The sequence below is a fragment of the Paenibacillus camelliae genome (genome assembly GCF_023715345.1).
In the GTDB taxonomy this organism is placed as follows: Bacteria; Bacillota; Bacilli; order Paenibacillales; family Paenibacillaceae; genus Pristimantibacillus; species Pristimantibacillus camelliae.
In genome coordinates, this window is the sequence record NZ_JAMBNY010000001.1 from 1,139,737 (window position 1) to 1,155,594 (window position 15,858).

The 15,858-nt window shown below is 43.4% G+C and carries 8 protein-coding genes; 2 read left to right on the forward strand and 6 right to left on the reverse strand.

Going from position 1 to position 15,858, the window contains the following annotated elements; genetic code table 11:
- Positions 1–562: 562 nt before the first annotated feature.
- The 4 genes from M3180_RS05160 to M3180_RS05175 all read right to left on the reverse strand — a co-directional run bounded on the left by M3180_RS05160 (position 563) and on the right by M3180_RS05175 (position 9,239).
- On the reverse strand, positions 563–4,597 hold the full coding sequence (locus M3180_RS05160) for a family 43 glycosylhydrolase (RefSeq protein WP_251666206.1): 4,035 nt from the start codon (positions 4,595–4,597) through the stop codon (positions 563–565).
- 193 nt (positions 4,598–4,790) lie between these two features.
- Positions 4,791–6,533 carry a sensor histidine kinase gene (locus M3180_RS05165; RefSeq protein WP_251666207.1) on the reverse strand — a complete coding sequence of 581 codons (1,743 nt, stop codon included), beginning with the start codon at positions 6,531–6,533 and terminating at the stop codon, positions 4,791–4,793.
- A 20-nt stretch (positions 6,534–6,553) separates the two neighbouring features.
- Entirely contained in the window at positions 6,554–8,173 is a 1,620-nt protein-coding gene (locus M3180_RS05170; protein ID WP_340837653.1) for an extracellular solute-binding protein, read from the reverse strand.
- Between the two features lie 178 nt (positions 8,174–8,351).
- On the reverse strand, positions 8,352–9,239 hold the full coding sequence (locus M3180_RS05175; RefSeq protein WP_251666209.1) for an AraC family transcriptional regulator: 888 nt from the start codon (positions 9,237–9,239) through the stop codon (positions 8,352–8,354).
- 123 nt (positions 9,240–9,362) lie between these two features.
- Here M3180_RS05175 and M3180_RS05180 point away from each other — a divergent pair, with 123 nt between their 5' ends.
- Together M3180_RS05180 and M3180_RS05185 are read left to right on the forward strand one after the other, a co-directional pair.
- Complete coding sequence (locus M3180_RS05180; protein ID WP_251666210.1) at positions 9,363–10,262, forward strand: sugar phosphate isomerase/epimerase family protein; 900 nt, start codon at positions 9,363–9,365, stop codon at positions 10,260–10,262.
- Positions 10,262–11,299, forward strand: a complete 1,038-nt coding sequence (locus M3180_RS05185) for a Gfo/Idh/MocA family protein (RefSeq protein ID WP_251666211.1) — start codon at positions 10,262–10,264, stop codon at positions 11,297–11,299. Before M3180_RS05180 ends, M3180_RS05185 begins: the two co-directional genes overlap by 1 nt.
- A 71-nt stretch (positions 11,300–11,370) precedes the next feature.
- Here the strand turns inward: M3180_RS05185 and M3180_RS05190 are convergent, their stop codons facing one another.
- Both M3180_RS05190 and M3180_RS05195 read right to left on the reverse strand, forming a co-directional pair.
- Complete coding sequence (locus M3180_RS05190; protein ID WP_251666212.1) at positions 11,371–13,008, reverse strand: response regulator; 1,638 nt, start codon at positions 13,006–13,008, stop codon at positions 11,371–11,373.
- 265 nt (positions 13,009–13,273) lie between these two features.
- The gene (locus M3180_RS05195; RefSeq protein ID WP_251666213.1) at positions 13,274–15,676 is read right to left on the reverse strand and encodes an alpha-L-arabinofuranosidase C-terminal domain-containing protein; all 2,403 of its coding nucleotides are present in this window, start codon (positions 15,674–15,676) and stop codon (positions 13,274–13,276) included.
- Positions 15,677–15,858: the final 182 nt, after the last annotated feature.

Below are 15,858 nucleotides of genomic sequence, written 5' to 3' on the forward strand. Positions count from 1 at the left end.
ACATTACTGCATCAACAACCTTACTTTATGTAGTTTTACTACCTGACTAATTATAGATTCCTTTATTTCATGCGGTTTGGCAGCCTTCGCCAAAAAGCCAACAAGTAAAGATTTGCATCGTATCCAAACAACGGGATAGGGCTCCGCCATATACTCTAACGCTCGAACCTTCCTGCGGCAGGAGGGCGCTTTTAGTGATTATATGGACTTCGCTTGGAGCTTTGTGAGGATTTTACTTGAAGCTCTGTTGTGGGTTTCTCACGCTCCGCCATATATTCTCTAACGCTCGAACATTCCTACGGAATGAGGGTCGCTTTTAGTGAATATATGGACTTCGCTGGAGCTTTGTGAGGGCTTTACAGGAAATTTTCGTAAGCACCTCACTCTCCGCCACATAATCACTACGCTTGTACCTTCCTTCGGAAGGAGGTCGCATTAATGATTATATGGACTCCGCTGGAGCTTTGTGGGGGATTCTCAGGGAGCTTTGTACCCTAAAACCACAAAAACCTCTCTACCGAGAAAGTAGAGAGGTTTTTGTTTAGTTGTCCTATAATTACCGTTAATTGAATGTCCAGTAGTCTAGCTCCATCAGCTTGCTGCCAGCTGCGCCTCTGAAGACTAGGAATAGATGATGCTCGCCTTGTACCTTTTCGATTGCCGTTGTCAGCTCAACGAATCCTGATTCTCCGTTTGCTGGTACAGCAAGCTCACCAATCAGCTTGCCTTCTGGATCTCCCAGACGAAGCTCTATAATGGAAGACATGCTGCCCGCTGCTACGGAAGCTTTGAAGGATGTAGCGCCCTCGCTACCAAAGTCTACATTCGATATACCAATCCAATCTCCATCATCAATGTCCGTTACTGCTCTTCCGCTAGCTGCGCTATCATTAGCCGCTGTCTTAATGCCTGCATTCCAGCCAATCGTTTCAGCTTCTACACGTACGTAAGGGTTAAGCGGCTTGATTTGTGGAACGCCTTTATAATCTGCTGTAATTGTCTGAATGCTGTCATCATTAAACACAACCTCGTTCAAATGCGTCGAGCGATAGCCTTTCTCCACTCCCATTGCCTTAGACAGCGTTTGAGCGTGATAAGCAATATAATGGCGATCATGGAACTCGAAGATTACGTGGTGGTTGTTGCCCCCAACGTTGAAGAAATGTACAGGGTTTTTCAAAATAGTCCCGGCATAAGTCCAAGGCCCCATCGGTGAGTCGCTAACCATGTGAGCAATCTCGCCAGCCGGCGGACTTCCTGGCTCACGTGTGCCGCTATAGAAGTTCGTGCAATACGTATAGTAGTATTTATTCCCTACCTTGTTAATGCCTGAGTTTTCGAACATATATGGAGCAGGAATAACATCAGCTTCACCAACGACGCTGATCATATCATCCCCAAGCTTCATCACTCTTGCCGTATTAGGCATCGCATCTTGGCCCTGCGGCACACCGCCGCCAAAGTAAATATAGCCTTGGCCATCATCATCTACAAATACTGCTGGGTCGAAAAGCCACGTTACATCCGCAACACCTGGTGTTTGTCTTGTAATTAACGGTTTACCGATCGGATCTACCCACGGTCCAGTCGGGCTATCACTTGTTAATACACCAATATTGCTAGCGTTATTAGCGAAGTATAAAAAGAACTTATCTTCTCCATCGATTACTTTATGCACAGCGGCAGGCGCCCATGATTGCGTTGCCCATTTGGCAGCACCCTCGCCTCCTGCAACATGAATCTCACCATGATCCGTCCAATTGACTAAATCATCGGAAGAGATAACACCTAGCTTATTAATTGAGCTGTACGTATTGTCCTTCACATTGCCACTTTCATCGTATTCCAGCACATCATTCGTCATATAAAGATAAACACGATCCTCATACACCAATGCATATGGATCTGCTCCAAATCTGTACGTAACTAGTGGATTATGATTGCCTAGTTCTTTACCAATTGCAGTAGCTGGCGGTGTATAGACAGCTTTCGTTACCGCCCCGCTTACATCTGCCTCGATGCTCTTACCCTCTCCGTCAACTAGCTTTACACTCTCTACTTTAATTTCCTCGTTTTTCATTCCATTCAGCTCCTCTGTAAGTTTTAAGCTTATCGTTGCAACATGCTTGCTTCCATCTTGATTAACGTATAACGGCTCTGTTGAGCCTATATGAGCAATTTGAAGCTTGATTCCTTTCTCTGACCGCTCTAAGGTCAGGGCAGCAAGAGGTAGGTTAGCTTCATTCAGCTGCGCATCCTGTACCTCGAACAATTCTGAGACAATTAGCTCTGCTTCTATACGTTCGATAGCTAGCTCAGCTGGCCAATCATCAAGCAGCAGCTTGAGCTCATAGCCGCTTTCCTTATCCTTGCTGATCGCAAGCTTACTTTCCTTTAAGTAAGCTGACAGCTGGTACGGTGTCTCCGCACCCGTTGCTTCTGAACTAAATCTGAAGAAATCAAAATCAACGTAGCCACCAGCCTGCTGTGTAGCAAAGTTGAATAGGGCAAAGCGATAACCCATAAAGTGCGGAATCGTGTAGCTCATCTTTAGCTTTTTGCCAAATTCCGTCCATTGTCTGCCGTTATAGCTATAGAAAAAGGTAGCTTGATCGATCATAAAATCAAAGTCAACCTTTAGATAGACCTGCTGCTGCTGTAATGCCTCTCTTGCAATTTCTTCCCCTTTATCAACCATAACGAGATATTGCTTACCCGCTTCCTGCGTCACGCCAATAAAGCCGTATTCCTCCTGGAAGGCAGCTAGACCAGCATAATCGCCATCGAGCATGTGACTCGTATCTACTGATATCCAGCCCGAGCTATATGCTCCAACCGCGCGCTGCGTCAACGTATTACGAGCCTCCATAATATTGGTTACGGGATTGCCCGTAGTCAGCCGCAAAAAGCCTTGACGTTCAGTTAGTGACCAGCGTGTATGATCAGGATTATGATTCCATTGCCATTGCAGGCCAAGCTTGGAGCCGTTAGGCATGCTTTCCGCGAGTTCAGCTGTCGAAACAGGGTTAGAGGTAATAGAAACATCGTCTACATAAAAGTCCATAAGATCCAGCTCTTGAGACGGTGCCTCAGTCCATGGTGTCTCTATAAACAAGTATACAAATGCAGGAACATCCTCCAGTGTAAAACTGCCTGTGATCTCGGTCCATTCATTTTTGTTTACTGTGCCGCGTACTAGGTTTTGATAGCTTGTTTCGCCAGCACTCACTTTTCTTGCAGTCAGTATAAACTCTTTATTGTCAGGCCCATCCGTATATTTAACTTTGAAGCTTGCCGTGTAGCGCTCACCAGGTTCAATCCTCTTCGTGAAGTTCTGCTCGATGCCTGCGTAGGTCGCACGGCGGTTAGAAATCAATGCAATGTTGTTATCGCTCGAATCTGGATCAATGATTACCTCGATTTTTGCTTGATCCTTGCCGCTCCAGTCCGCAATACTGGAGTTAAATGAACCGTTTGCAGCTATCTCGATTCCAGATGATATATTCGAAGCTGGTCCAAGCGATTGATCGCTCGTTGCATTCTCTTCAGCTGACAGCTGCAGAAACTCATCGCTTCTCGTTAACGCTGTCGACATATCACTCTTGCCCGGTGCAGTGAATGTGAGTGGCACTATGCCATCCTCTCCATAGATTGGCCAATCATCCTCCCATTTCACTGGAACAAGAACAGGCACTCTACCTACTGCATCATGGTCCTGAAACAGCATAGCGTACCAACTGCCATCTGGTGTATCAACGAGTCCACCTTGGGCTACACCGTTTTGCTTATAGCCCATCGTATCGCTTAATGCCAATCTCCCTTCATAGGGACCATTAATTTGGTCAGAGCGGTATATATACTGCCTTCTAATCTGTCCTTGCTCCCACCAAATCGCGGTAATATAATATTTACCGTTAATTTTATAGACATGTGCACCTTCCATGCCTGGTTGACCTGATGTTAATATCACTTGATTAAGCCCGTTAGGATTGATCGCCTTGTAATCTGCAGTGAGCTCCTTAATCGAAAAGTCCTCGACCCCATAAATAATATAAGCCTTGCCATCGTCATCAAAAAACAAGGCGGGGTCATGTAAATACTCATTAAATTCAGTACGTTCCCAATCACCGCTTGGGTCTTCAGTAGAGAATAAGTACGTCTTCCCGGAATCGAGCGATGCCGTTAGCACATAAAATTTACCGTTATAGACCTTCAGACTGTTAGCCCACGAGCCTTTCCCGTATATATTCATACCATTCCTTAGGTTGTGTGCATCATTTTCCTCTAAACGGTCATAAGGATAGCCAATAATCTCCCAATGGACAAGATCCGTTGACTTCATGATCGGTGAGCCAGGCATCATATGCATGCTAGTGCTTACCATGTAATAGGTATCCTCTACTCGCACGACATCCGGATCAGGTGCGTCAGTCAACATGATTGGATTAGAAACGGCTGCTCCTTCATGCTCAAGTGATTGTCCGTCGTTAACTGTAGGAAGCTCCGTTTTCCCAAGAGATCGCACGATGAATATTGCCATCAAAACAGCAACAATCAATAAGGCGCCCACAATTATTTTCTTTTTATTAACGCTCACAAATTGAATCGCCCCCCTGTACCAATTAATGTCTATACTTCAATAGGGTAACGTTTACAATTGCCAGCTACAACCTGTCAAACTGATGTGGAAGTACCCTTCAAGTTATAGATTGCGGAAAAATCAAGTAAGCTTTATTGGGTATAAAAAGTATAAAAAATGGCGTGCAGCACAATGCTGCTACGCCATTAACCTAATGCTCCAACTGATTCAATTGAATATGAATGGTCACTTGAAGTCCACCCAATTCGCTTCGTTCAAGCTTCAAGCCGCTTGCTTCACCAAAGGTCAGCACAAGACGACGGTGAATATTAATAATTCCAGTCATCTCACTTGATTCATCGATGTGCTTAAGACTGAGCTTCAGCTGCTCTAGCTTTTCATCGGATAAATGCTCCCCATTATCCTCTATTCTAATGAAAACATCATCATTCTCCCTAGTAAAGGTAACGCGTAATCGTCCATCCTCATCCTTATTCTCCAGACTATGCTCATACGCATTTTCAATTAAAGGCTGAATGATAAGTCGTGGCACCTTTATACTAGCGATTTCATCTGGCAGCTCATCAAATTGCACTTGAATACGACGGGAAAAACGAAGCTCTTGAATTTCTGTATACACTCTAGAATGCTTCGTCTCCTCTGACATTGGGACGAGATCATCGCTGTTACGCGTAATGAAACGGAAGTATTCACCCAGCATAATTGTAAACTGCTCGATCCGATCTACATCTCCAGTCTTAGCCAATGAATTTAGAATAAAGAAGCTATTGTATAGAAAGTGCGGGTTAATTTGAGACTGGAGCTGTTTGAGCTCAGAACGCTGCATCATCATTTTTTGCTTATAGTCCTGATCAATTAATGTTTTCAGCTTTACGAGCATTTGATTGAAGCGTGTATACAGGTAGCCGAACTCATCCTTCTTATCATGCTCGATCGTACTATCGAGTTCCCCCTCCTCCATACGCCGAAAGCTTTGCATAAATTGCAGCAGCGGCTTATGGATAAAGCGATACGTAAAATAAGACACAACGATAATTGCTATAAATGAAGCAAGAGCAAACAGCCATGCCCATTGATAAAAGAAATTTAGTGGGCGCTTGACTGTTTCTTCAGGTAAATATGTCACAACGGTAAGATTCAAATTATCTGAGCTTGCTTTGTCAACGTGATATCTCATGCCAATATGATTAAGCAGCGAGGTCTTTTCTCTTGCTTCCTTCGTTTGCATGAGATAGCTTTGCAGTATTGGCTTTGATTGCTCACTATCCATTAGACGAAAGTCTGTTGTGTTTGAATATAAGAACGCACCACTGTCTGTGTATAGATTCATTTGTTTCAGCGAATCACTTAGCTTCTCTAAGTCAAATTCAATCTGAATAATGAATAGAGGTGCTTGTCCTTTTTTACCTCCATACTTGGCAGCTATCAAGTGCATCGATGAATCAAAATAAGTTAATCGTTCGCGATTATAATTGATCTTCGATTGCAGCGCTTCATAATGCTTCATATCCAAATCTAAGACAGAATGAACAGCTGAGATCGTTTTCCCATTCTTACCGATATGAATATTGATATCTTTAATATAGGCACTGCTGTTTTTGAATGAGGTCAGGCGATGCAGCAAATACGTAAGGCTTGATCTCAGCTCAACGCTGCTCATCATCTCCCAGGTCACGGCAAGCTTATTTAGCTCACTATCTTCAATAAAATCAAACTGCTGCAGCTCCATCCATTCAACTTCTCGATTGAGATCTTCAAGATAGTAATTTAATTGCGTGACCGTTGCTCTAGATATATCCTCACTCGCATTATTATAGCTCCAATAATATAAGTAAAAGCCGAGTAATATAATTGGAAAAATCACAATAACATACGTAATTAATAAACGAAAATAAATTGAGTTTTTAAATGAGGTTGCTGGAAATTTTATCAAATAGAATTCCTCCGCATGTCTTATTCTCTAAAGCTTTGAGAATACCATTCATTCACTTCCTGCGTAATGGCTGCGCCTCCTAGCTTATACCATGTATCGACGAATGCATCGAAGCTCTCTATCGGATCACCAAGAATAATATTAATGTAGGTTTCGTGCTGTAAATCATGCAGCATGCTTTTCGCTTCGATCATCGTCTCCGTTTGAACCCCTGTATATTTTTCATATAGCAGCAGATTGTCTCGCTCGTATTGATCGAGGATCGAAAAGGCACTATCTTCCCCATACGTTTTTTCCCATCCCCAGCCTGCTGAGCTATTAGCACCACCATTCAAATACGTATCTATGAGCTTTTGGATCGATTTCGCTTCTGGGTTCAGCATGCTCCAATCTCCTGAACGACGCGCATCATTTAATTGACGATAGGCATTCAAGTTTTTCTTCACAGGGTATGGCGTCACCGGTGATAGCTGCCAAACAGGATAAGGTGAGCTATAGTACGTCTCGAAGTCCGCTGTTACCCCCCAGTTTTTTTCGAGATGCAGGTTGAATAGCTTTACAACCGCCTCGGGATATTCAAAGCCTTTACGAACAGCTAAAAACTGCCATGTACTGAATTTAAGTGGTACCTTTGCTGGCTCTTCATTTACGGAAACGATAGGAAATGCCTTCCAATCAGCATTTTCATCGGTTTCTCGACTGCTTTGAACTAAAAAAGAACCCCACTGTTCCCCATACATAATGCCAATTTTCCCATCTCTAATTTGTTGCTTAACCTTATTGCCGTTTTTGAACGAAAATTCTGGGTCAAGCTCCCCGTTTATATACATCTCCTGCAGCACTTTTAAAGCATTTTTCACTTCAGGCTGTATTCCTCCGTAAACTAGCTGACCATGCTCGTCCTCTATCCAAATTTCAGGGTATGCGTGATAGCCTGCTATAAATCCTTTCGCTCCCATAACGGGATCCCACAAATAATTCGTTAGCGCTAAGCCAAAGGTATCATCCACCCCGTTCTGGTCTGGATCAAGCTCTGTAAACGCTTTAGAAATCTTCAATATATCCTCCATCGTTCGAGGAGACTGCAGTCCAAGCCGCTCAAGCCAATCCATTCTAACCCATATATACATCGCACCTTCAATAGAAGAGCCTGTCTCAGGTATTGCCATTAGCCTGCCGTCAAAGGTTGCTGCATCGAACGGTCCACTACCTTCCTGACTAAGAATAGTCTTCGTAAGTGGCGTTGCATACTGCTCATACACTTCTGTTAAATCCTGAATTAATCCAGCATTATTTAATGCTCTTAGCTGATCTGGAGACACCTTAACAATGTCGGGCAGCTGTCCAGAAGAGATCGCATAGTTTAGCTTTTGTCGATAAAAATCATCTTTTGCTGTCCAAGCATATGTAATATCTATGCCAAGAATTTGCTTATATAGTCGAGACCATCTATTGTTTTCAAGCGTTTCGCCGGGAAGAGAGCTGATTAAGCTATCAAAATCTCCTCCTACATCACGAATGAAGGAAACCTCGATAGGTGGATCATACTTGCTTAGTCCTATATCCTCATATACATGAATATCAGCCGTCTGACCTTGCTCATTAGATGCGGCTTCATCGTTATTCGTGCGCTGAGACATACATGACGACAGTAAAATAAATATGAACAGTATTCCAGCAACGTAGCGAATTGTTTTCTTCGTGGATATTCGCAAGCGATTCCCCTCTTTCAAGATAAGAGTATCCATTCATTATTGCGATACGTCACCTTTGCGGCAACGTACATTTCTTTACTTCCTTACCCAATCTTTACGTCATTCAAAGCTGTTTTCTAGCCTCGGATGGCGTCATGCCCATATACTGTTTGTATAGCTTCGTAAAATAAGCTGCATTATCACAGCCTACTCTGTTCGCGATCTCTCCTACGGTGGCTTCACTATACTTAAGCATACGTTCAGCCTCTGTCATTCGGTATACATTGACATATTCGATAAAGGTTCTGCCGGTCAATTTTTTGAATTGCTTACAAAAATAAAATGGATCAAGTCCTACCATACTTGCTGCCTGTTTCACAGTAGGCTTCTCAGTATAATGAAGCTTGACCCAATCAATAAGCTGTTTGAATCGATCTCGATTCGCAAAATATGGTTCTTGTCCCTGCGTTGATAATGACTTGCTGTTTAAGCGTGCAAGCTTGACAAGCCATGCATACAGCTTAGCCTTCACAATTAATTGGTAGCCAGCTTGCTTAGTAGCTAGCTCACTTATGATAATATCCAGCTCATTCTGAAGCTCTCTGGCGTATTGATCACTTGCTGAAAGCAGCAACGGGAAATTGTCTTTCCCTTCCATATACCTTGCTAATAGCTGAACATGAACCGAGTCATTCAACCATTCATGAAATAAAGCGGCATTAAAAACGACGCAGTCCATTGCAACGGCTTCATCAGCTTGTGAATAGCCAACATGTAGACTGCCACCTGGCACAAACACAATATCTCCTTGCTCAGCTTCAATTGGCTGACTATCTATGTAAAATAGCACCTTTCCTGCTCTTACAAGTATAAGCTCCATATGTGCATGCCAATGCAAATAAAGCACACAGTCCTCGGCTTTTTTGTTCGTTGGCCGATTAGGAAACAGTTGAATAGGATACGCGGGCTGCGACATATGCGTATCCTCCCATAGCTCCTTTGGATAACTCACAGCACTACACCTCCACAAGATAAGAGAAAGTTCCGCCAATTTTGAATAGCGTAACCTTGTAATATCTGATCTATAATAGTGTTGCTAGCAATACTATATGACAATATTGGAGTGATAACAAGCATGGAACAAGCGATTAAAATCGGTACACTTGTTAACGGCAACAGTGCCCCGCAGATTATCCCACAAATTGTTGGTCATGGCTTCGAATCGTTTAACTTAACCTTCTGGCAAACGACGGGTCAGACTGATCTAAAGGAACTAGCATCACGCTTACGTGCTTTAGCAGATGAGCATAACTTTGATATCTCTGCGATAAGCGTATTCGGAAACCCGCTGACAGGTAGCGGCAACAATGCAGATACGCTGGCGAGCTGGGAGCGCTTGATTGATCATGCCCATTTGTTCGGCACCAATATCGTATCTGGCTTTACAGGACGATTACCAGATCGACCAATCGATGAATCTATTCCAAAATTCCAGCAAGTGTTTGGCGAGCTGGCTAAGCGAGCCGAAGATAAAGGCATCCGAATCGCCTTTGAGAACTGTGATATGGGAGGTACGTGGGAGCGAGGCGATTGGAATATCGCACATAATCCTACGGCTTGGGAGATGATGTTTAATAGCGTCCAAGCTGACAACCTTGGTCTTGAATGGGAGCCATGTCATCAGATGGTTAGCTTGATCGATCCAATCCCACAATTAAGAAAATGGGTAGATAAAGTATTTCACGTGCATGGCAAGGATGCGACCATCGCTTGGGACATTGTCAAGGAGTATGGTGTCCATGGTCCTAAGCCTTACGTGTGGCATCGAACACCTGGCTTTGGCGACAGCAATTGGAGCGACATTATAACTATATTAAGACAGCACGGCTATAAAGGCTCAATTGATATCGAAGGCTGGCATGATCCTGTGTATAAGGATGAGCTTGAGATGACAGGTCAAGTACATGCGCTAAACTATCTCAAATCATGCAGAGGTGGTAGCTTCGTGCCAAACCCTATTGAGGGGGGATTATAATGGCTAGCTATAAAATCATCATCGCAGGCTGCGGTCATATGGCAAATGTTTGGGCTGATTATGCCTTGACAAGACCTGATAGCGAGATTGTCGGCTTAGTTGATATACAGGTTGAGGCCGCTGCTAGATTCGCAGAAAATAAAAAACTAAGCTGTCCTGTATTCACAACGATCGATGCTGCCATCGAGGCGACCGATGCTAACCTAGTCTTTGACATTACCATTCCTGCCAGCCATTACTCCATAGCCTCAACAGCAATGAAGCTTGGTTGTGATGTATTTAGCGAGAAGCCACTTGCTGAGTCCCTTGAGCAATGCGTTGAGCTTGTACAGCTCGCACAGAAGCTTGGACGAACGCATGCTGTTATGCAAAACCGCCGATTCGATCCAAGAATCCGCGCATTAAGACAAATGATTACAGACAACACGATAGGTACAGTAGGCTTTGCAAGCGCTGACTTTTTTCTTGCTCCACACTTTGGTGGATTTCGCGATGCGATGGAAAGCCCGCTTCTGCTAGACATGGCCATTCATACGTTCGATCAGGCAAGGTTTATTATGGGCGCGAATCCTGTCTCCGTATACTGTCATGAATTTAACCCAAAAGGATCGTGGTATAGCGGCAATGCAATGGCACTCTGTATATTTGAAATGTCCGATGGCTCTGTATTCGATTATCGAGGCTCCTGGTGTGCTGAAGGTGCGCCAACCTCATGGGAAGCAGCATGGCGTGTAGTAGGAGACAAAGGAACAGCGATATGGGATGGACATAAAGAGCCATACGCAGAGATCATTAAGGATGATGCTCAGCATGGAAAATTTCTTTACGAGTATGATAGAATAGGCAGCAGTGTGTTAGAAATGCCGTTGACATTCCATCAGGGCTGTCTTGCTAATATGTTTGACGCACTTAGTCAAGGCACTGCCCCTGAAACGAGCAGCAGCGATAATCTATACAGCATGGCTATGGTTTTAGCAGCAGTAGAGAGTGCTCGGCTAGGTAAAAAGATTGATATTCGTACTTACTTAACGAAATAAAACTGTATAAAGACTAATGAAAACCATACGCCCCTGGAGCAAATTCGCTCGAAACGTATGGTTTTCTTACGTTACACCTCAATGATAGATTCACGATATTCCTGTGGTGTCATGCCCGTAGACTTTTTGAAAAAGCGGGTAAACGAATGGGCAGCTTCATAGCCGACAAGTAAGGCAACATCCCTTACCTTTAACTCCGCATTCGAAAGCAGCTCCTTCGCTTTTTTAAGTCTGCAGTCTTCTATATACTCCGATAGCTTCACTCCGCGCTCCTGCTTAAAGAAACGAGATAGGTAGGAAGGGTTAAAGTAGTGCAGCTCCGCTAATCGCACAAGAGATAAATCCTCACTTAAATGCTCCTGAATATATTTGCATATTTTATCAATGATTAATGATGCTCGATCACGCTCATCAATCAGCTTATGGGCAAATATCCGCTCAGCCAACGTACGCATATATTGAAAGCTATCCTTAATCGAGCTGTGCTCATCAAGTCTCATTAATTTACCAACCTCTCCTACCTGCTCGTGGAGTTGATTTCGGTTTATGTAGGACAACAGCAGGAGAGCCACCGCATAGTACGCTTCTACTGAACGATGTACATTGTCGTTTTTGCACAATATATAATCTTCAAGCTCAGCAAAGCTTTGCATAAACTCATGTACTCGCCCTGCCTCCAGATGTGCGCCCATGATTTCAACCTTAGGCATGATCCGAAAGCCTTCCTGACACGTAGTCGTTGCAGCTTCTCCATGATAATCAATCTGTATTAATGGGATTCCCTCTCCAACCTTCATTTTTTGCAGCTGCCGCAATCGATCATATTGCTGTGAGACGTGTGTCCAAGCACATCTCTCACTGCTCATCGTGAAAGAGATAACGATGCCAAGAGAATCGTAGCAAGCTTGTTGAATTAATTCTAGCGTTCCTTCAACATAACGAATCATGTGCTGGCTGAACTTCTCTTCGGCAGCTGGCGATGTTTGCAAAAACCAAAGCAAGTCACCATACCTGTCGACCAACGCTACGCTATGTATTTGTTCTGACATGAAAGAGTTCCAGATATGCTTAACCGATGCAATCGTTTCGCTTATTTCACTATAGGCTGCATCAGAGGAATAGGATAAATGAGCAAGCACAATAGCAGTTGGCTTCGTCGCATCAAGTGCAATATTCATCCGCGAGAAATCCTTCGCCATCGATTGCATGTTGTCTGCATCATCCAGCAACGTTTGATCTAAGAGACAACGTCTAAAATAATCCTCTTGAGCAACCTGCATTAAGGAAGCCTTCTGCTCCTCTGATTGCTTTAGTATATTGTTAATATGATGGTCATAATTAATTTCACTCATTACTTCTTGTACGGTCTCAATAACCTTTGCATAGCCCTCTGTTTTCAGTAAATATTTTATGTTTGCTTTCTGGATTGCTTGATAGGCGTATTCAAACTCACTATATCCAGTTAAAAAAATAATTCTGCACCTTGGCCAATAGGTTTTAATTTCCTCCATTAGCTCAATGCCACTCATGCCCGGCATTCGAATATCTGTCAGTACAATATCGACTCTAGTCCGTGCTAACCACCTCAATGCCTCCTTAGCAGAAAATGCTTTGCATATATCAAGCTCCTCTCGCATGGACTGGCTCAGCACTTCGTACAACGCTTCAGTAATAATTTCCTCGTCATCAACAATTAACAATCTGTACATCGAATCTTCTCCTTCTGCCCAGTTCGAACGACATTAATGATTTTTCGACTATATATTGACAACGCTTACAAAATTTGTTCTCTTCCGTACCTTCACTTAATATTCATCTATTATTATAGAATATAAATGGAACTGCAAGAAGCATATTTTTTCTTTATATCCATTTTTTTACCTATTCCCTTGTTCAGCTATTTTCCTGAAGCAAAAAAGGTTATCTCTAGGTCACTTTCAACCTTCTGAGATAACCACTCTGCTTATTCATAGGTTAATTTTGATAAGCTTTTTTTATTGCTTCGTACTCGTCCTTCAAGCGAAGCACAGTTATAGAATGAGGTTGAATCATGTAGGTAAAGCTCTCCGCTGCATTATGCTCCACATGATATAATTTTTGCTTTGGAGAAACTCTCGTAGGTGCAGCAAAATCATTCTCATCCTCTAGTTGGCAGCCGCAGAGCTCATATACTTCAACAGATCCAATTGAACGGTCGGACACATCAAAAGCGATCTCTAGTGATTGATTCTGAACATTAACCGCCTTTACAATAATATCTCCACTAGCTTCTTCATAGCTAGCCGTATAGTACAGCGGCTCGATTACAAGCGGTTTATCCTCTTCCGCATTGATAAGCTCACCGTTTATATACGCCTTCAATTGTCGGCCTGTTACTTCAAGTGAAAATTGATATACTACATCGGTTTCTACCGTAAACAAGCTCTGTGTTAGGCATGAGCCTCGACCATTCACAAAAGAAACAAGTGCAGAGTCTTGGTTTTGCCAGCCACCGATTTCCCACAAGTAACGATTGCCGTTGCCTCTGTCTCCAAAGCTTAATTCGAAGCCTTTCTCACCTTCCAGTCTGCGCGCCTTGAACGATATCGTATAATGATCCCAATCTGTCTTACCGAGCTCACGTAGATTTCGGTACGTTTCTGAGCCTTGCGCAGTTGCATAATCTAATTTAATTATTTCTCCCGTTATATTGTTCTCGAGCTGAATATCCCAAAATTCAGCCGTATCTGGGTTCGCACCAAGTGCCAGCATTCCTGTTATCGGTGCTTCATTAACCGTTATCGGTTGACTTAGCCCTTCAGCTTTCATCTCTAGCAAATAATCACCTTGATGATGCATAAACAGCTGTTGCACATAATAGTTTGGCGTTCCAAACACCTGATGATTGTTAAACCAAATTAAATCTGGTCGCCAATTCACATAATCAACATTGCAAAGCAATGGTGCATAGCATGCCAAACCTACCGCATGTGCATTGTTTTGTAGGCCCGTCATATATGCAGCTTCTGCTAACGCATTGTAGTACGTATTGCCCCAAGAAGCATACTCACCTAAAAACACCTTTGGATCATCTGCACTGAACGAAGCGTAGCGATGAATGTTTGCCAGCATCCATTCTGGAGAAACGTAGTAATGCTCATCAACATAATCGGACCTATGCTCACGTGCCGATGCCCAGCCGCGCTCATACTCTCCTCCAGCAGGGAATGGTCCGCTGGAATTAATAATTTTCATCTCAGGGTAACGCGCTTTGATCGCATTGTGAAAGTATGTATATCGCTCAAAGAATGGCTCACCCACTTCTTCATTACCGATCGCGATGTACTCCATGCCGAACGGCTCAGGATGTCCTAGCTCTGCACGCTTCGCCCCCCATGTAGTCTCTATGCTGCCGTTTGCAAACTCTATTAAATCTAGGGCATCATCAATCCAAGGCCCAAGCTCTTCAATCGGTACGATTCGTTTATGGTGAGGATCATAGCCCGCAGGCAATACCGGAATAGGCTTCGCACCAATATCCTCGCTTAATACAAAATATTCGTAGTAGCCAAGTCCAAGCGTCTGATTATAGCCCCAGTTGCTGCGGCGCGCTGGTCGATCATGCACTGGTCCAATCGTATTTTTCCAGCGATACATCGAGTTTCTATCGTCTGCATTTAATGATCCATCATGTACAAGACAGCCGCCGGGAAAGCGCATAAATTTCGGCTTAAGCTCCTGCAGCATACTAGCAATATCTTGCCGCATGCCATTCGAACGTTGCTTGAAGGTTTCCTTAGGGAACAACGATACGTGGTCAAGAGCTAAGCTTCCTGTGCCTTTTGTTAACAGTATAAGACGTCCAGAATGATCCGTAGACTTTGCCGTTAAAATTGCTTCATATCTAGTCCATTCATTACCTGATACAGCGATAGATGCCTCTGCCAGCACAACGCCATCTGGATTTTCAACTGCAATGCTTACAGCCTCTGCCTCAGACTTACTGTCTTCTCGCTTAGCATACATCGAGAACAAGTACTGCTCACCTTGTTTCAGTGAGATACCTGTGTTATAGCCGTAATTCATTAAGCCTACCCCATCACCCTCAGCAACAATTTCAATCACAGCATAATGAGGATTTTTCGTATTTAAAGGAGCTTCGGTCTGGATTGAGACTTGTGCTTGACCTCCACCGCGTTCAATCTTCTCCCATGCCGTTAAAGCATGATAGCTGCTGTTGTCAATTCGATCAAACTCGAATGATCGATTACGAACGAGTTCACCGTACAAGCCACCATCCGCTGCATGATTCAGATCCTCAAAGAAAATGCCAAACAAATCACCAAGCTTCGCTCCTCGATGCTCCAAGGAAACAGATAAACGACCAACTTTGCTCATTGCCACTACTCCTCTTCCTAATGAGTTGAATTCGCTTTCAATTTTTGCTTTACTTAAAATTGGATTAACATAAATATTAAACAGTTATTATATCAATTAATCTAACTTGATTTTAATCGAGGATACCGAAATGTGCAATATTCTGATAGTATGTTTTCAGAAAAAATAGCCCCCTTCAAGCT

Bases quoted from the DNA above. Each gene is read 5' to 3' on its own strand.
- M3180_RS05170 (WP_340837653.1), bottom strand. From the start codon at position 8,173: ATGTCTCAGCGCACGAATAACGATGAAGCCGCATCTAATGAGCAAGGT.
- M3180_RS05180 (WP_251666210.1), top strand. From the start codon at position 9,363: ATGGAACAAGCGATTAAAATCGGTACACTTGTTAACGGCAACAGTGCC.
- M3180_RS05185 (WP_251666211.1), top strand. From the start codon at position 10,262: ATGGCTAGCTATAAAATCATCATCGCAGGCTGCGGTCATATGGCAAAT.
- M3180_RS05190 (WP_251666212.1), bottom strand. From the start codon at position 13,008: ATGTACAGATTGTTAATTGTTGATGACGAGGAAATTATTACTGAAGCG.
- M3180_RS05195 (WP_251666213.1), bottom strand. From the start codon at position 15,676: ATGAGCAAAGTTGGTCGTTTATCTGTTTCCTTGGAGCATCGAGGAGCG.